General features: G+C 71.1%; 13 protein-coding genes and 1 pseudogene. 5 read left to right on the top strand and 9 right to left on the bottom strand.

Annotated elements, in window-relative coordinates; all coding sequences use genetic code 11:
• The coding region (locus tag PV419_RS43580) for a type I polyketide synthase (RefSeq protein WP_319698585.1) at nucleotides 1-1,964 on the bottom strand (1,964 nt) is incomplete at its 3' end.
• A 245-nt stretch (nucleotides 1,965-2,209) separates the two neighbouring features.
• Here PV419_RS43580 and PV419_RS43575 point away from each other — a divergent pair.
• The gene (locus PV419_RS43575; protein WP_319698583.1) at nucleotides 2,210-3,472 is read left to right on the top strand and encodes a cytochrome P450; all 1,263 of its coding nucleotides are present in this window, start codon (nucleotides 2,210-2,212) and stop codon (nucleotides 3,470-3,472) included.
• 54 nt (nucleotides 3,473-3,526) lie between these two features.
• Here PV419_RS43575 and PV419_RS43570 read toward each other — a convergent pair whose 3' ends face one another.
• Both PV419_RS43570 and PV419_RS43565 read right to left on the bottom strand, forming a co-directional pair.
• On the bottom strand, nucleotides 3,527-3,736 hold the full coding sequence (locus PV419_RS43570) for a ferredoxin (protein WP_319698581.1): 210 nt from the start codon (nucleotides 3,734-3,736) through the stop codon (nucleotides 3,527-3,529).
• A gap of 2 nt (nucleotides 3,737-3,738) precedes the next feature.
• Nucleotides 3,739-5,028, bottom strand: coding sequence for an activator-dependent family glycosyltransferase (locus PV419_RS43565; RefSeq protein ID WP_319698579.1), 1,290 nt, complete (start codon nucleotides 5,026-5,028; stop codon nucleotides 3,739-3,741).
• 136 nt (nucleotides 5,029-5,164) lie between these two features.
• Here PV419_RS43565 and PV419_RS43560 point away from each other — a divergent pair, with 136 nt between their 5' ends.
• From PV419_RS43560 to PV419_RS43545, 4 genes and pseudogenes are all read left to right on the top strand, one after another.
• Nucleotides 5,165-6,082 carry a putative sugar O-methyltransferase gene (locus PV419_RS43560; RefSeq protein ID WP_319698578.1) on the top strand — a complete coding sequence of 306 codons (918 nt, stop codon included), beginning with the start codon at nucleotides 5,165-5,167 and terminating at the stop codon, nucleotides 6,080-6,082.
• Between the two features lie 20 nt (nucleotides 6,083-6,102).
• Nucleotides 6,103-7,140 (top strand): NAD(P)-dependent oxidoreductase, encoded by a 1,038-nt coding sequence (locus tag PV419_RS43555; RefSeq protein WP_319698576.1) that lies wholly within the window; start codon nucleotides 6,103-6,105, stop codon nucleotides 7,138-7,140.
• Nucleotides 7,137-8,441, top strand: a complete 1,305-nt coding sequence (gene rfbH / locus PV419_RS43550) for a lipopolysaccharide biosynthesis protein RfbH (protein WP_319698574.1) — start codon at nucleotides 7,137-7,139, stop codon at nucleotides 8,439-8,441. Before PV419_RS43555 ends, rfbH begins: the two co-directional genes overlap by 4 nt.
• A pseudogene (locus tag PV419_RS43545) lies at nucleotides 8,438-9,874 on the top strand (NDP-hexose 2,3-dehydratase family protein). The gene rfbH and the pseudogene PV419_RS43545 overlap by 4 nt, the downstream one beginning before the upstream one ends.
• Here the strand turns inward: PV419_RS43545 and PV419_RS43540 are convergent.
• Genes PV419_RS43540 through PV419_RS43515 form a run of 6 tightly spaced genes read right to left on the bottom strand, consistent with a single transcriptional unit; the run spans nucleotide 9,864 to nucleotide 15,909 of the window.
• Nucleotides 9,864-10,844, bottom strand: coding sequence for a Gfo/Idh/MocA family oxidoreductase (locus PV419_RS43540; RefSeq protein ID WP_319698573.1), 981 nt, complete (start codon nucleotides 10,842-10,844; stop codon nucleotides 9,864-9,866). The pseudogene PV419_RS43545 and the gene PV419_RS43540 sit on opposite strands and share 11 nt — an antisense overlap.
• A gap of 29 nt (nucleotides 10,845-10,873) precedes the next feature.
• Entirely contained in the window at nucleotides 10,874-11,863 is a 990-nt protein-coding gene (rfbB, locus tag PV419_RS43535) for a dTDP-glucose 4,6-dehydratase (RefSeq protein WP_319698572.1), read from the bottom strand.
• A complete protein-coding gene (rfbA, locus tag PV419_RS43530) occupies nucleotides 11,860-12,768 on the bottom strand; it encodes a glucose-1-phosphate thymidylyltransferase RfbA (protein WP_319698571.1) in 909 nt (302 codons plus the stop codon). Before rfbA ends, rfbB begins: the two co-directional genes overlap by 4 nt.
• Before the next feature lies 1 nt (nucleotide 12,769).
• Nucleotides 12,770-13,645, bottom strand: coding sequence for an SAM-dependent methyltransferase (locus tag PV419_RS43525; protein ID WP_319698570.1), 876 nt, complete (start codon nucleotides 13,643-13,645; stop codon nucleotides 12,770-12,772).
• A 24-nt stretch (nucleotides 13,646-13,669) separates the two neighbouring features.
• Nucleotides 13,670-14,956, bottom strand: coding sequence for a cytochrome P450 family protein (locus PV419_RS43520; protein ID WP_319698569.1), 1,287 nt, complete (start codon nucleotides 14,954-14,956; stop codon nucleotides 13,670-13,672).
• Nucleotides 14,956-15,909 (bottom strand): methyltransferase domain-containing protein, encoded by a 954-nt coding sequence (locus tag PV419_RS43515; RefSeq protein ID WP_319698567.1) that lies wholly within the window; start codon nucleotides 15,907-15,909, stop codon nucleotides 14,956-14,958. The genes PV419_RS43520 and PV419_RS43515 overlap by 1 nt, the downstream gene beginning before the upstream one ends.
• Between the last annotated feature and the right edge of the window lie 29 nt (nucleotides 15,910-15,938).

The following is a 15,938-nucleotide window of genomic DNA, read 5'->3' as shown; positions in this document are numbered from 1 at the left end:
CCCACCACCGCCGCCGGACGAACGCCGTACGACTCCCACACCGACGCGAGGGACACCATCACCGCCCACAACACCGGCTGCACCACATCCACCCGCGCCAGGTCCGTCTCGCCCTCACCGCGCAGCACCTCCGTCAACGACCAGTCCACAAACGGCGCCAACGCCGCCTCACACTCCGCAATCCGCGCCGCGAACACCGGCGACGAACCCAGCAACCCCACACCCATCCCCCGCCACTGCGCCCCCTGACCCGGAAACACCAACACCGCACCGGCGTCGGAGGCCACGGCCTCGCCGGTCACCACCGCGGCGGACGGCATGTCGTCCGCCAAGGCGCGTGCTCCGGCCGTCAGTTGGTCGCGGTCCTGGCCGAGGACGACCGCGCGGTGGTCGAGCACCGACCGGCTGGCCACCAGCGACCAGCCCACCGCCGCCGCGTCCGCATCCGAGGTGACGGCGAACTCCACCAACCGCCGCGCCTGCGCCCGCGCCGCGTCGGCGGACTGACCCGACACCACCCACGGCACCACACCACCCACCGGCGCCAGCTCAACAGCTCGGGGCTCCTCCTCTTCCGGCGCCTCCTCCACGATCACGTGCGCGTTCGTCCCGGACATCCCGAACGCCGAGACCGCCGCCCGCTTCGGGCGGTCCGTCTCCGGCCAGGGCGTGGCGTCCCTCAGCAGTTCCACCGCGCCCGTGCCCCAGTCCACGTGCGGGCTCGGCTCGTCGATGTGCAGGCTGGCGGGCATCACGCCGTGGCGCATCGCCTGCACCATCTTGATCACGCCCGCGACCCCGGCGGCGGCCTGCGTGTGCCCGATGTTCGACTTGATCGACCCCAGCCACAACGGCCGCTCCTCCGACCGCCCCTGCCCATACGTCGCCAGCAGCGCCTGCGCCTCGATCGGGTCACCCAGCGTCGTACCCGTCCCGTGAGCCTCGACCGCGTCGACGTCGCCCGGTGCGAGGCGGGCGTTGGCCAGGGCCTGCCGGATCACCCGCTGCTGCGAAGGCCCGTTCGGCGCCGTCAGGCCATTCGACGCACCGTCCTGGTTGACGGCAGAACCCCGCACCACCGCCAGCACCCTGTGCCCGTTCCGCCGCGCATCCGACAACCGCTCCAGCAGCAGCACACCAACGCCCTCACTCCACCCCGTACCATCCGCGGCCCCGGCGAACGACTTGCACCGCCCATCCGCCGCCAGCCCCCGCTGCCGCGAGAACTCCGTGAACCCCCCCGGCGTCGCCATCACCGTCACCCCGCCCGCCAGCGCCAGCGAGCACTCGCCACCCCGCAGCGCCTGCGCGGCCATGTGGATGGTCACCAGCGACGACGAGCAGGCGGTGTCGATCGTCACCGCAGGGCCCTCAAGCCCCAGCACATACGAGACGCGGCCCGAGGCGACGCTTGTCGCGCTGCCGGTCACGACGTATCCCTCCGGCACGTCCTGGCCGGTTATGGCGCTGAGGATCATGTAGTCGTTGGTGTTAATTCCGGCGAAGACCCCGGTGTCGGTGCCGAGCAATGTGTGCGGGGCGATTTTCGCGTTTTCGATGGCCTCCCACGCGGTCTCCAGCAGCAGCCGCTGCTGCGGGTCCATCGCCAATGCCTCGCGCGGCGAGATCCCGAAAAAGCCGGCGTCGAACTCGCCCGCGTCGTAGAGGAATCCGCCCTCGCGCACGTAGCTGGTGCCGGGCCGGTCGGGGTCGGAGTCGAAGAGGGAGTCGAGGTCCCAGCCCCGGTCGGCCGGGAAGGGGCCAACGGCGTCGCGGCCCGAGGCGACCATCTCCCACAGCTGGTCGGCGCTGGCTACCCCGCCGGGGTAGCGGCAGGCCATGCCGATGATCGCGATGGGCTCGGGCTCTGCTGACTCGGCCGCGCGCAGGCGCTGCCGCGTGTCGCGGAGTTCTGCCGTGACCCACTTGAGGTGGTCGAGAAGCTTCGCCTCGTCGTTCGCCATCGCTGGCGTCCCCTCTCCTCAGCTGCGAAATGGGCGCCAGGCGTCATCGACGGCGGCGCGCGGCAGGACGACTCCCTTGGTGAATGGACCAATTTTTGACAGTTCTCCTTAAGTCGGCCTAACCATCGGGGGTCTTCTCCGGGCGCACTGGCGGCCGTGTTAGCCCGCCTTTAGGCCGCCCGCCAAGCATGCGTGGTATCCCGGAATCTTCGTGACCGTGCCCGGCTCTCAGGGAAGAGAATTCGATGACAGCAACCCAGAAGTCCGGCGAGTACCAGGTGATCGATCCGCATCTCATCGCCGATCCCTACGGCGGATTCGGTCGGATCCGGGAGACCACCCCCATCGCCCGGGGCCGGCTGTGGAACGACGAGCCGGTGTGGCTCGTCACCCGTTACGAAGACGTCGCCGCTGTGCTGACGGACCCGCGTTTCGCCAACAACTCCCGTTCCATCCCGGGGAACGACACCGACTACCAGGTCACGCAGCTGACGCGGCTGGGGATTCCGAAGGACCTGATCCCCTACCGGACCGAGATGATGATGCATCTCGACGCGCCGGACCACACCCGGCTGCGGAAGCTGGTGGCGCGGACGTTCTCCATGCAGCGGATCTCCCGCCTGCACCCGCGCATGACGGCGGTCACCGAGGAGCTGGTCGACGCGCTGCCCCAGCACATCGCCGACGACGGGACCGTGGACCTGATCGAGCACCTCGCCCTGCCGCTGCCGCTGACGATCATCTGCGAGCTGATCGGTATCCCGCAGCAGGACAAGGACCTGTGGTACGTGTCGAGCGACATGGACAACGCGTTCCGGCTGCCCCGGATGCTGCAGGTGACCAGCGAGTACGTGAAGGAGATGATCCAGAAGCGCCGGGTCGAGCCGACGGACGACCTCCTCACCGCGCTCATCCAGACGCACGACGACGAGGGCCACCAGCTGACGGAGACCGAGCTCATCTCCATGGTGTTCCTGCTGGTCTACGCCGGGCACGAGGCGACGTCGTTCTTCGCCGGCAACTGCGTGCACGCCCTGCTGACCCATCCCGAGCAGCTCGCTCTCCTCCTGGACGACATGGAGCTGATGCCGGGCGCCATCCAGGAGCTGCTGCGCTATGGCACGCCGGCGTTCTTCGCGCAGCAGCGGTACGCCACGGCGGACGTGACGATCAACGACACGCGGATCCGGCAGGGCGACCTGGTCCTGCCGATCCTGGGGGTGGCCAACCGGGACCCGCGCAAGTTCCAGGACCCCGACCGGCTGGACCTCAGGCGGCAGCCGGACAACAACCGGGGCATCCAGCACGCGGCGTTCTCGCTGGGGCCGCACTACTGCCTGGGTGCGGTGCTGGCGACGCAGGAGATCGACGTGCTGCTGCGGACGCTCTTCCGCCGCTATCCGGAGCTGTCCCTCGGCGTGCCGGTGGAGGAGACCGCCTGGCGGCGGGTCCCGGGCATCCGGCGTCTTGACCGCCTGCCGCTCCGCCTCGGGACTCCCGCGGCCTGAAACGGCTCCGGCTCCTGCTGGACAGCAGGAGCCGGACCGCGAACGCTCTCCTGCCTATCCCTCGTCGATCTCCTCGTCGATGCTGATGGCGCGGACCGGGCAGTTCGCCACCGCCCGCCTGACCAGCTCGTGGAGTTCCGCCTGCGGTTCGGCGTCGGTGACCTCGACCGTGCCGTCCTTCTCGTTCTGGGTGAAGACCTCCGGTGCCAGGAGGGCGCACATGCCCGTGCTGACGCAGGTGTCCGTGTCGCGGATGATCCGCATGCTCACCGCTCCTTCTTCCTTCTGCTCTGTGCGTCCGTCAGCCTCTCGATCTCGGCCACCGCGTCGTTGGGAGTGGGCTGGGCCAGCATCTCCTCGCGGAGCCGCCCGGCGCCCGACCGGAACGCGGGGTCGTCCAGGAGCCGGACCAGCCGGTCCCTGAGGGTCTCGCCCGTCATCTCCTCGGGGGCCAGCCACAGCCCGGCCTGGGCCTTCTCCAGCAGGCCGCCCCGCAGATCGGCGTCCGGGGCGGCGCGGCTGACCATGAGTTGCGGGACGCCGTGGCTCGCGGAGACGGAGAAGCCGGGAATGCCTCCGTGGTGGATGACGGCGGAGCAGGAGGGGACGATGGCGTGCAGGGGCACGAAGGGGACGATCCTGGTGTTCCCCGGGATGCTGCGGAGCCTCTTCTCAATGCGCTCGGGGAGGGTCAGCACGAGCTCGATGTCGAGGTCGGCCATCGAGTCCAGCATGTCCTGGAGGCGATTGGTGGAAATGAGCTGGTCGCCCATCACGCTCCACATGCTGACGCCGAAGGTGGCGAGGACGCGCGGTTTCTCCGGTTCGGCGCGGCACCATTCGGGCACGGTCGCCTGGCCGTTGTAGGGGATGTAGCGCACGGGGACGTGCGGCACCGCGGATTCCAGTTGCAGGGAGGGGACCATCTGGTCGATCACGAACTGCCCGGTGAACATCTCCTCGGAGAAGGCGAAGCCGTACTTCTCGCCCCATCCGTTCACCCATTCCGCCACCGGGTCCTCGCGGTCCTGGGGTGCCTGCCGCGCCAGGGCGGCGAGGAAGTGGCCGCGCAGCCGGACGTCGACTTCGATGATGAGGGACATGCGGGCCTGGGCCGCGCCCACCGCGGCCGCGACGACGGGGCCGGCGTTGCTGAGCCACTCCCAGACCACCAGGTCGGGCTTCCACCAGCGGCCGTAGGCCACCAGATCCTCGATCATCGAGTCGTTCTGCACCTTGAGGATCTCCGCGAGGCCGGAGTGGTACCGCTTCAGCTTCTCCAAGGTCAGCATCTCCGGCCGGTCCTCGGCCATGCCGATGTCGGGGATCTGGAAGCCGGTCCTGTTGGCCGTCTCGGAGAACCGGTTGACCTTCTCCCGCAGGGGTTCGTCCGATCCGGCCGCGACCGCCGTCAGCCCTGCTCCGGTGATGACGTCGGTGAGCTCGGGCCCACTGGCGACGTGCACCTCGTGGCCGGCCGTCCGCAGTGCCCAGGCCACGGGCACGATGTGGTGGAAATGGGTTCGCGCCGGGTACGTGACGAATAGCACACGCATGGTGTCATCTCCTCTCCGGCTCTCAACTCTATGGACACCCCTAAAGCGAGTGTTGCGCTGTCAGTACGCCTTTAGCGCTGCTGGCTAGGCTTCGCGTGACAGCACGTGACCGTCGTCGATGGAGAAGGAGGGCGGGATGGCGAAGGCATTTCAGGCCAGCCGGCAGTGGGAGCGTATCAGCGAGCTCTGGGTCACCGAGAATTCGGCGGCCGATCTCCATGGCTTCAAGTCGGATCGGAGGAATTTCAATCTCGCCCTCTGGGACCCGACGACCAACGGGATCAGGTATCTGAGGGCACTCGTCTACGAGTTGGCGACGCGTCTCGGCGACGACGACTGGGCGAGGATCGAGAGGATAGAGAACCGCGAGGTCGGTGATCCGGTCTCGATTCGTTACGAGGGCCACGACATCTGCCTCGACTATCTCCAGGCGGCTGTCGAACTCGGCTTCATCGAGAAGGAGATGGATCTCCACGGCGCCCACGTCCTGGAGATCGGCGCGGGATACGGCCGCACGGTCCACGCGATGCTGTCCAACTACGACCTCGCGTCCTACACCATCATCGACCTGAAGAACACCCTTTCGCTGAGCACGGCGTACCTGCGCGCGGTGCTGGACGACAAGCAGTTCGCGAAGATGAAGTTCGTGCAGGTGAAGGACATCGAGACGGCGCTGGGGTCCGACCGGTACGACCTGTCCGTCAACGTGCACTCGTTCACGGAGATGGCCCCCGACACCGTCTCGGCATACCTGCGCCTGATCGACGAGCGGTGCACGGGGTTCTTCGTGAAGAACCCCGTCGGCAAGTACATCGACAAGAGCATGGACGGCCACGGGAAGGGTGAGGAGGCCGTGAAGCTGGCCCTGGCGAACGGGCCGCTGCGGCAGATCGTCGACATCCACGACACCGAGTCCGTCGCGGCGTCGGTGCCACTCTTCATCGACGCCTACCGGCCCGGCGAGAACTGGACGGTCGCGGCCGACACGCGGGGCATCCCATGGAGCTATTTCTGGCAGGCCCTCTACCTGAAGAACGCCGGCGACCACGCGTAGGCCCTGTCCTGGAGGAACCCATGGCCGCCACCCCGCCGCACCCGACCGACCGCCCCGACGAGCTGGCCGGCACGCCAGTCCTCGTCCTGGGTGGCCGGGGGTACCTGGGACGGCACGTCTGCTCCGCGTTCGCCGCCGCGGGCGCGCGGGTGGTGCGCGTCTCGCGCGGCGCGGGCGGCGACCGGGACGAGGACGGCTGCCGGACGGTACGCCTGGACCTGGCCGCGGCCGGCCCGGCGGAGCTGGCTTGGCTGTGCGCCGGCACCGGGGCGCGCGTGGTGGTGAACGCCTCGGGGGCGGTGTGGGGCGGCGACGAGCGGGAGATGACGGAGCTGAACTCCACGCTCGTGAGCCGGCTGGCACGGGCCGTCGCCGAGCAGCCGGGGCGCCCGCGGCTGATCCACCTGGGCAGCGCCTACGAGTACGGCCCGGCCCCGCCGGGAACGTCGATCGGCGAGGACTGGCCGCTGCGGCCGGCCTCCGTGTACGGCCGCACGAAGCTGCTGGGCTCGCAGGCCGTCCTGCGGGCCGCCGCCGAGCTGGGGCTTGACGCGGTGGTGCTGCGGGTCTCCGTCGCCTGCGGTCCCGGCGCGCCCGGCAACAGCCTCCCCGGGGTCGTCGCCTCCCACCTGGCGGCCGGCCGCGAGGAGCTGCGGCTCGCGCCGCTGCGCAGCCACCGCGACCTGGTCGACGTGCGGGACGTGGCGGACGCCGTCCTCGCGGCGGCCGTGGCACCGGCCGGCGCCTCGGGCGCGGTGCTCAACATCGGCGGCGGCACGGCGGTGCCGGTGCGCGAGCTGGTCGACACGGTGATCTCCCTCAGCGGCCTGCCGATGCGTGTCGTGGAGGACCCGGCCCTGGGCCTGACCCGATCGGACGCCGCGTGGCAGCTGCTGGACATCTCACGGGCGCGGCGCCAGCTGGGCTGGGAGCCGCGCCGGACCCTGCGCGAGTCGCTGCGCGATCTGCTCACGGACGCAGGCGTGGTGCCGCCTCCCGTGGCGCGGGCCGCGACGGCCAGCGTGCCCCTGAACAGCCATACGAAGGACAGCAGATGAGTGACCGGGCCGCGCACATCCTCGACGAGGTGCGCAAGTATCACCACGACAGCCAGGAGGGGCGGGGCTTCGTTCCCGGGGTCACGGAGATCTGGCCCTCGGGGGCGGTCCTCGACGAGGACGACCGGGCGGCGCTGGTCGAGGCCGCGCTGGAGATGCGGATCGCGGCCGGCCGCAGCTCCCGGAAGTTCGAGTCGGCGTTCGCCCGCCGGCTCAAGCGGCGCAAGGCGCACCTGACGAACTCGGGCTCCTCGGCGAACCTGCTGGCGGTCTCCGCGCTGACCTCGCACGTGCTGGAGGACATGCGCCTGCGCCCGGGCGACGAGGTGATCACCGTCGCCGCCGGCTTTCCCACCACCGTCAACCCCATCCTGCAGAACGGCCTCACGCCCGTCTTCGTCGACGTGGAGCTGGGCACGTACAACGCCACGGCCGCCCGCGTGGCGGAGGCGATCGGGCCGCGCACCCGGGCCATCATCATCGCGCACGCGCTGGGCAACCCCTTCCAGGTCGCCGAGATCGCGCAGCTCGCCACCGACCACGGGCTGTTCCTCATCGAGGACAACTGCGACGCGGTCGGCTCGACCTACGACGGCAGGCTGACGGGCACCTTCGGCGACATGACCACGGTGAGCTTCTATCCCGCCCACCACCTCACCATGGGCGAGGGCGGCTGCGTGCTGACCTCGAACCTGACGTTCGCCCGCATCGTGGAGTCGCTGCGCGACTGGGGCCGGGACTGCTGGTGCGAGCCGAGCGAGAACAACAAGTGCCTCAAGCGCTTCGACTACCAGATGGGCACCCTGCCGGCCGGGTACGACCACAAGTACATCTTCTCCCACGTCGGGTACAACCTGAAGTCGACCGACATCCAGGCGGCTCTCGGCCTCACCCAGCTCGCCAAGCTCGACGCCTTCTGCGCCGCCCGCCGGGCCAACTGGCGCCGCCTGCGGGACGGTCTGGACGGCATCCCCCACCTGATCCTGCCGGAGGCCACCGAGCGCAGCGACCCCAGCTGGTTCGGCTTCGCGATCACCGTCGCGCCGGACGCGCCGTTCTCCCGCGCCGAGTTCGTCGACTTCCTGGAGGGGCGCAAGATCGGCACACGCCGCCTGTTCGCCGGCAACCTCACCCGCCACCCCGCGTACCTCGATCAGCCGCACCGCGTCGTCGGCGACCTGACCAACAGCGACATCATCACCGAGCAGACGTTCTGGATCGGCGTCTACCCCGCCATCACCGAGGACATGATCGACTACGTCATCGCGTCGATCACCGGGTTCGTCGGGAGCCACCGATGAGTGACACGATCTCGGTGCGGCCGCGTACGACGCCGCGCGAGGACGCCGCGCTCGCCGGCCGGATCGCCCGGTCCGCGGCGGCGCTCCAGGGCCAGGTCCGCGACGCCGACGACGTGCTGGCCTGGCTGGAGCGCCGGGAGCGGGAGATCCACTTCGCGGTGGACCGCATCAAGCTGGACGAGCTGGACGGCTGGTCCTTCCAGGAGGACACCGGGAACCTGGCGCACCGCAGCGGCCGGTTCTTCACGGTGGAGGGGCTGCGGGTCGCCGTCGAGCACGAGGACGGCGCACACGTGCCGGTCGACGCCTGGCAGCAGCCCGTCATCTGCCAGCTGGAGGTGGGCATCCTCGGCATCCTGGCCCGGGAGATCGACGGGGTGCTGCACTTCCTGATGCAGGCGAAGATGGAGCCGGGCAACTCCAACCTGATCCAGCTGTCCCCGACCGTGCAGGCCACCCGCAGCAACTACACGAAGGTGCACCAGGGTTCCGCCGTCCGGTACCTGGAGTACTTCCGGGACCTGTCGGGCGCGCGCGTGCTGTCGGACGTGCTCCAGTCCGAGCACGGCTCGTGATTCTTCCGCAAGCGCAACCGGAACATGATCGTCGAGGTGGACGGCCCGGTCGAGGAGCACGCGGACTTCCGCTGGCTGACGCTCAGTCAGATAGCGCGGCTGCTGCACCGGGACAACGTCGTGAACATGGACGCCCGGTCGGTGCTGGCGGGTCTGCCGGGCGGGCCGGCGCCGCGCGCCCTGTTCTCCGACGCCGAGGTGCTGTCGTGGCCGGCCGACGCCCGCTCGCAGAGCCCGGTGCGCGCCGACCGCGTCCCCCTGGCCTCGGTGCCCGGCTGGGTCCGTGACGAGGCGGAGGGGACCGTACGCCACGAGGAGGGCCGGTACTTCCGCGTCGTCGGCGTGTCGGTGGAGGCCGGCAGCCGCGAGGTCTCCCACTGGACGCAGCCGATCCTTGAGCCGTGTGGCCAGGGCCTGGCGGCCTTCCTCACCCGCGAGATCGACGGCGTGACGCACGTGCTGGCCAGCGCGAAGGCGGAGGGCGGCTTCCGCGAGGCGGAGCTGGGCCCGACCGTGCAGGTCACCCTCGGCAACTACGCCCACCTGCCGGCCGACCGGCAGCCGCCCTTCCTCGACCCGGTCCGCGACCCGGACCCGGCGCGGGTGCGCTACAGCGCGCTCCACGACGAGGAGGGCGGGCGGTTCCTCAACGCGGTCAGCCGCTACCTGCTGGTGGAGGCGGACGAGAGCCAGGCGCCGCTGGCGCCGCCGCCCGGGTTCCGCTGGGTCTCGCACGCCCAGCTCGCCGCGCTCGCCCTGCACAGCCACTACGTGACGGTGCAGGCGCGCACCCTGCTGACCTGCCTGAACGCCGCCTCGGCCGGGTCCGGGTGGGGCGGGGCGCCGCTCACACCGTGACGCGCACGGCCCGGCTCTCGACCTCGCCGACGAGCCGGGCCTGGCGCAGGGCCGCCTCCGCCTGGGCCGGGGTCCCGGTGCGCACGGCGTGGACGAAGTGGCGCACCACGTTGGCGTACTGGTCGTCGGCGGGCAGCACGACCTCCTCGCGGCCGTCCTGCCGCTCGGTCCGCACCACCGGCGGGAAGTCCGGCGGCGGGGTGAAGACGCGGTCGAGCTGGAGCCGGCCGGCGCTGCCGGCGAACTCGCAGCTGGTGCGGTAGGAGTGCTCCATGCCGAACGCCAGGTCGGCGGTCACCCCGGCTGGGGTGCGGGCCGGGACGCGGCCGGCGACGACGACGCCGGTGGCGGCCTGGGAGCGCAGCACGGCGCCGACGACCTCCACCTCGGGCCCGAGGTAGTACAGGGCGGCGCGGATCGGGTAGACGCCCATGTCGAGCAGGGCGCCGCCGACCCGGGGCTGGTAGCGGATGTCGTCCTCGGGCCGGGGCGGGATGGTGAAGGCGACGGCGACGTCGCGTACCTCGCCGATGGCGCCGTCGGCCAGAAACTTGCGCACGGCGGCGTGCTGGGCGTGGTGGGGGAAGACGAGGTTCTCCAGCAGCACCAGGCCGCGGTCGGCGGCCAGCCGCAGCAGGCGTTCGGTGCCGGCGGCATCGGCCGTGAGCGGCTTCTCCGCCAGGACGTGCTTGCCGGCGCGCAGCGCCCGCTCGATCCACTCGGCGTGCAGCATCGGCGGCAGCGGGAGGTAGACGGCGTCGATGTCGGGGGCGGCGAGCAGTGCGTCGTAGCCGTGGACGGCGGCGCAGCCGAAGGCGTCGGCGAACCGGGCGGCCTTCGCCTCGGAGCGGCTGGCGACGGCGGCCAGGCGCAGCCCGGGATCGGCGGCGATGACGGGCAGCATGCGGCGCCGGGCGAAGTCGGCGCAGCCCAGTACGCCGATCCGCAGGGGCGGTGCCGGGGCGTGCACGGTGTCTCCTGTCGTCGGCGGCGGGATGTTCAGTGGGACGCCGACTGCGCGGCGCGCTTGAGCGGCTCCCACCAGGAGCGGTTCTGCCGGTACCAGGAGACCGTCGCGGCCAGTCCGTCGCGGAAGTCGTGCCGGGGCCGGTAGCCCAGCTCCTGGCGGGCCTTGTCGTCGGCGACGGCGTAGCGCCGGTCGTGCCCCTTGCGGTCGGCGACGTAGCGCACGCGGCTCCAGTCGGCGCCGCAGGCCCGCAGCAGGTGGCCGGTCAGCTCCTGGTTGGTCAGCGCCGTGCCGCCGCCGATGTTGTAGACCGCGCCGGGGGTGCCCTGGGTGCGGACCAGGTCCACGCCGAGGCAGTGGTCCTCCACGTGCAGCCAGTCGCGCACGTTCAGCCCGTCCCCGTACAGCGGCACGTCCTGGCCGTCGAGCAGGTTGGTGATGAACAGCGGGATGACCTTCTCGGGAAACTGGTGCGGTCCGTAGTTGTTGCTGCAGCGGGTGACGCGGACGTCCAGGCCGTGGGTGCGGTGGTAGGACAGGGCGACCAGGTCGGAGGCGGCCTTGGAGGCGGCGTAAGGCGAGTTGGGCTCCAGCGGGGCGGTCTCGGGGCTGGTACCGGTCTCGACCGAGCCGTAGACCTCATCGGTCGACACGTGCACGAAGCGCTCCACGCCGTGCCGCAGCGCCGCGTGCAGGAGGGTGTGGGTGCCCTCGACGTTGGTGCGGACGAACGCGTCGGCGTCGGTGATGGAGCGGTCCACGTGGGACTCGGCGGCGAAGTGGACGACCTGCCCGGCCTGCGCCATGAGGGAGCCGACCAGTTCGGCGTCGCAGATGTCGCCGCGGACGAACGTCAGCCGGGGGTCGGCGAGGTCGAGGTTGCTGAGGGTGCCGGCGTAGGTGAGTTTGTCCAGCACGGTGACGCGGGTGACGTCGCCCCGGGTGTCGCCGGAGCCGGCGAGGAACCCGCGCACGTAGGCGGAGCCGATGAAGCCGGCGGCGCCGGTGACCAGGAGGTTCACATCTCCTCCACGAAGCTCAGGGGCGGCAGGCCCTGGCGGAAGGTGCCGGCCCGGTCCATGACGTACCGGCCGTAGGGCGAGTTGCTCATCTCGGCGCCCAGGGCGTGGCAGGCGTCGGGCCCGATGTAGCCCATGTACATGGCGATCTCCTCGACGCAGCCCAGGCGGGTGCCCTGGCGGTGCTGGAGGTCGCGGACGAAGCGGGCGGCGTCGAGGAGGGATTCGTGGGTGCCGGTGTCCAGCCAGGTGACGCCGCGGCCCAGCCACACCAGGTCCGCCGTGCCGGCGTCGAGGTAGGCGCGCAGCACGTCGGTGATCTCCAGCTCCCCGCGGGCCGAGGGCGCCAGGCTCCGCGCGATGTCACAGGCGCGGGCGTCGAAGAAGTACAGGCCGGGGACGGCCAGGTTCGACGGCGGGTGCTCGGGTTTCTCCTGGATGGACAGCAGCCTGCCGTGCTCGTCGACCTCGGCGACGCCGAACTGCCGGGGGTCGGCGACCTCGTGCCCGAACAGCACGCAGCCGCGCAGCTTGGCGGCGCTGCGGCGCAGCAGCACGGGCAGCTGCGCGCCGTGGAAGAGGTTGTCGCCCAGGATCAGCGCGCACTCCTCGCCACAGATGTGGTCGGCGCCGACCAGGAGGGCGTCGGCGATGCCGCGGGGCTTGTCCTGGGTGGCGTAGTCGATGCGCAGCCCGAGGTGCGCGCCGTCGCCGAACAGCCGGCGGAACACGTGGAGTTCCTCGGCGCGGCAGATGATCAGGATGTCCCGGACGCCGGTGAGCATGAGGACGGACAGCGGGTAGTAGATCATCGGCTTGTCGTAGACGGGGGCGAGTTGCTTGGACCCCGCGAAGGTGAGGGGCTGGAGCCGTGTCCCGTTTCCGCCGGCGAGAATGATGCCCTTCATCTCACCGACTGCCTCCTCGGGTGCCGGCCAGGTGGGCGGAGACCAGCAGATAGCCCTGGGCGGGCAGGGCCTCCATGCTGGCGAGCCCCGTGAGGAACGCGTCGTGCTGCTCGGGCGTCAGGCCGTACTTGTCGGCGGTCAGGGCGGGGTTCTGGCGCAGCGACTCCGACAGCACCCGCCAGCCGCGCGGCCCCCACCGGTGCGGGTCGAGGTGGTCGCCGACGTCGGTCATCCGGTCCAGCTGGAAGCCGCTGTCCCGCAGGATCCCCGGGTAGTCGTCGATCGGCGGCACGTTGACGACCTTGAACAGGTCGTAGTAGCGGTCGAGGACCTCGCGCTGCTCGCCGGTCATGTGCGGGGAGCGCAGCACCGGGTCGGACAGGGCCAGCGAGCCGCCCGGCCGGAGGACGCGCGCGATCTCGCGCAGCACCGTCAGCCGGTCCGGCATGTGCAGCAGGCACTCGATGGCCCACGCGGCGTCGAACGACGCGTCGGGGAACGGCAGTTCCATGGCGTTGGCGCGCTGGAAGCTGACCTGGTCCGACAGGCCCTCGGCGGCGGCCCGCTCGGTGGCGATGTCGACCTGGACGCCGCTGATGGTGACGCCGACGACGGTGACGTTCCTGGCGCGGGCCAGCCGCATCGCCGGGCTGCCGGTGCCGCATCCGATGTCGATCACCCGCTGGCCGGGGCTGGTGTCGAGCCCGTCCATGATCAGGTCGGTCATGCGGTGGGAGGCGTCCTCGATCGTGAGGGCCGGTTCAGGTCCACCCCAGTACCCCATGTGGAGGCTGCTGCCGAGCACTTCGCCGAGGTTGTCGGCGATGCCGTCGTAGGCGGATGCGATCTCGTCGGGCGTCGCCTTGCCCATTGTCATCGTGTCGACCTCCGTTGGGGGTTGTCAGGCGCTCGCCGCCGGGCCGCCGCCGAGCCGGACGGGAAGCCGGGCGAGCTGCCGCGTGCTGGGGACGGGGTTCCACGTCAGCGCCTCCTCGGGCACGGCGAGCCGCATCCCGGGGTAGCGGCCGAAGAGCGCCGAAAGCGCCACCTCCGCCTCCTGGTTGGCCAGGGTGGCACCCAGGCAGTAGTGCGGGCCGCGCGAGTACGCCACGTGCGCCACGCCCCGGCCGTCGGGGCGCCGGGTGATGTCGAGCCGCTCCGGGTCCGGGAAGCGCCGCGGGTCGTGGTTGGCCGCGCCCAGCACCGGCAGCACGACATCGCCCGCGCCGATGAGGGTGCCGCCGACCTCGACGTCCCTGGTGGCGTACCGCTGCTTGCCGAAGACCACCGGGCTGCACCAGCGCAGCAGCTCCTGGACGGCGCCCGGCAGCAGCTCCGGGTCCTGGCGCAGCAGCGCGAGCTGGCCGGGGTGGGTCAGCAGCGCGAGGACGCTGTTGCCGATGAGGTGGGCGGTCGTCTCGTGCCCGGCGATCATCAGGGTGATCACCATGGTGACCAGCTCGGTCTCCGACAGCCGCCCGCTCTCCTCGTCGTGCACCTGGAGCAGGCCGGTGAGCAGGTCGTCGCCCGGCTCGGCGCGGCGGCGTTCGGCCAGCTCCCGCAGGTACGCGCTGGACTCGGCGAGCATGCCGCCGAGCGCGAAGAGGCTGCTGTAGTCGCTGCTCCACTTCCGCCACATCGCCCGGTCCTCGGCGGGCACGCCGATCAGCTCGCAGATGATCGTGATGGGCAGCGGGTAGGCGAAGTGCTCGATCAGGTCGACGGAGCCGTCGGCGCCGGCGGTGCCCGGCAGCGCGTCGACCAGCTCGCCGGTCAGCTCCCGCACCCGGGGCGCGAGTTCGGCCACGCGCCGCGCGGAGAACGCCCGCGCGACGAGCTTGCGCAGCCGGGTGTGGTGTGGCGGATCGAGCTGCGTGACGGCCTCGGCGAGATAGGGGACCACCGCCTCCGGCAGGCCGAAGCGGATCAGCGACTCGGCGTGGAGGTCGGCCGTCGTGCCCGGCACGGAGCGGGAGTTGTTGACGAAGCCGGGGTCGGTCAGGACCGTCATCACCTCGTCGTGGCGGGTGACGATCCACACGACGCGGCCGTCCGCGCCCCGGCCGCGCACGACGGGGGCCTCCTCCCTGATGCGGGCGAAGCCGCCGTAGGGGTCGGCGGTCAGCGCCGGGTCGCTGATGTCGACCGGACAGCGGCCCACCGCCCCGGACGCCTCGGCCCGCGCCATTACGCGTCCTCGGGCTTCCTGGCCACCGCGAGGACGTACTCCTGCACGATGGCGCGCCGGGCGATGAGGTTGGCGTACGCCCTCATCTGGCGCCGCTGGAATCGGGAGAGGTGCTGGATGTCGGCGGCGTCGAGGCGCTTGCGCGAGTGCAGCGCCTGCGGGATGAGGACGCGGTCGCTGACGTCCCGCACCTCGACGTCGGTGAAGCCGGTCTCGCGGAGCTTGTCGGCGTAGACGGAGCGCGGGTACCAGTTGCACTCCAGGATGACCCGGCCGCGTCCCCACTTGTCCACGCGGGTGAGCAGGGTCCTGCGGCCCGGCGGCAGGACGCGCGGCACCAGGTCGAAGGTCGCGAGCACGCCGCCCGGCCGCAGCACCCGGAAGGCCTCCTCGAAGAACTTCTGGCGGGTGTCGAAGTGGCAGGCGGACTCCAGGGCGACGACGCGGTCGAAGGAGCCGGGGCCGAAGGGGACGTCCGTCGCCGAGCCGACGCGCAGGTCGACGCGGTCGCTCAGCTTCATCTCCTCGGCGCGCCGCCGCCCCGTCTCGACCTGGCTGCGGGTCACGTTGAGACCCACGATCCTGGCCGGGTTCCTGGTGCGCATCCAGTGGAAGTCCTGCTCGGCGTAGCCGAAGCCGACGTCCAGGACGTCGTCGCCCTCCGCGATGCCGGCGGCCTCGCCGAGCTTCTCGGCCAGCGCCTCGCACGCCTCGTCGTGGTCGGCGCAGCCGGCCTCCCACCAACCGTAGTTGACGTAGAGGCTGTTGAGGCCAAGGACGTCGCGGTACGCGCTGGTGCCGCTGAGGCGGCGGTCGTTGAGCTCGTAGAAGGAGGCCACGCGGGCGGTGGGCGAAGCGGTCATGTACCGCACGAAGCGGACTGCGGACGCGAACGCGTTCGTCAGCGGGTTGCCGCTCTTGTCAACGACGACTTTCTCGGTGGTTGATGCCATCTTCGGCCTTCCATCGCCGGCCATCCGGA

Origin of the sequence: Streptomyces sp. ME19-01-6, from assembly GCF_033793745.1 — a bacterium.
In the GTDB taxonomy this organism is placed as follows: Bacteria; Actinomycetota; Actinomycetes; order Streptomycetales; family Streptomycetaceae; genus Streptomyces.
Note: the sequence above shows the minus strand (reverse complement) of the source record. Positions and strands in the feature narration are given on the sequence as shown.

Excerpts from the sequence above, each read along its gene's own strand:
- PV419_RS43575 (WP_319698583.1), top strand. The coding sequence starts at position 2,210 with ATGACAGCAACCCAGAAGTCCGGCGAGTACCAGGTGATCGATCCGCAT.
- PV419_RS43570 (WP_319698581.1), bottom strand. The coding sequence starts at position 3,736 with ATGCGGATCATCCGCGACACGGACACCTGCGTCAGCACGGGCATGTGC.
- PV419_RS43565 (WP_319698579.1), bottom strand. The coding sequence starts at position 5,028 with ATGCGTGTGCTATTCGTCACGTACCCGGCGCGAACCCATTTCCACCAC.
- PV419_RS43560 (WP_319698578.1), top strand. The coding sequence starts at position 5,165 with ATGGCGAAGGCATTTCAGGCCAGCCGGCAGTGGGAGCGTATCAGCGAG.
- PV419_RS43555 (WP_319698576.1), top strand. The coding sequence starts at position 6,103 with ATGGCCGCCACCCCGCCGCACCCGACCGACCGCCCCGACGAGCTGGCC.
- rfbH (WP_319698574.1), top strand. The coding sequence starts at position 7,137 with ATGAGTGACCGGGCCGCGCACATCCTCGACGAGGTGCGCAAGTATCAC.
- rfbA (WP_319698571.1), bottom strand. The coding sequence starts at position 12,768 with ATGAAGGGCATCATTCTCGCCGGCGGAAACGGGACACGGCTCCAGCCC.
- PV419_RS43525 (WP_319698570.1), bottom strand. The coding sequence starts at position 13,645 with ATGACAATGGGCAAGGCGACGCCCGACGAGATCGCATCCGCCTACGAC.
- PV419_RS43520 (WP_319698569.1), bottom strand. The coding sequence starts at position 14,956 with ATGGCGCGGGCCGAGGCGTCCGGGGCGGTGGGCCGCTGTCCGGTCGAC.
- PV419_RS43515 (WP_319698567.1), bottom strand. The coding sequence starts at position 15,909 with ATGGCATCAACCACCGAGAAAGTCGTCGTTGACAAGAGCGGCAACCCG.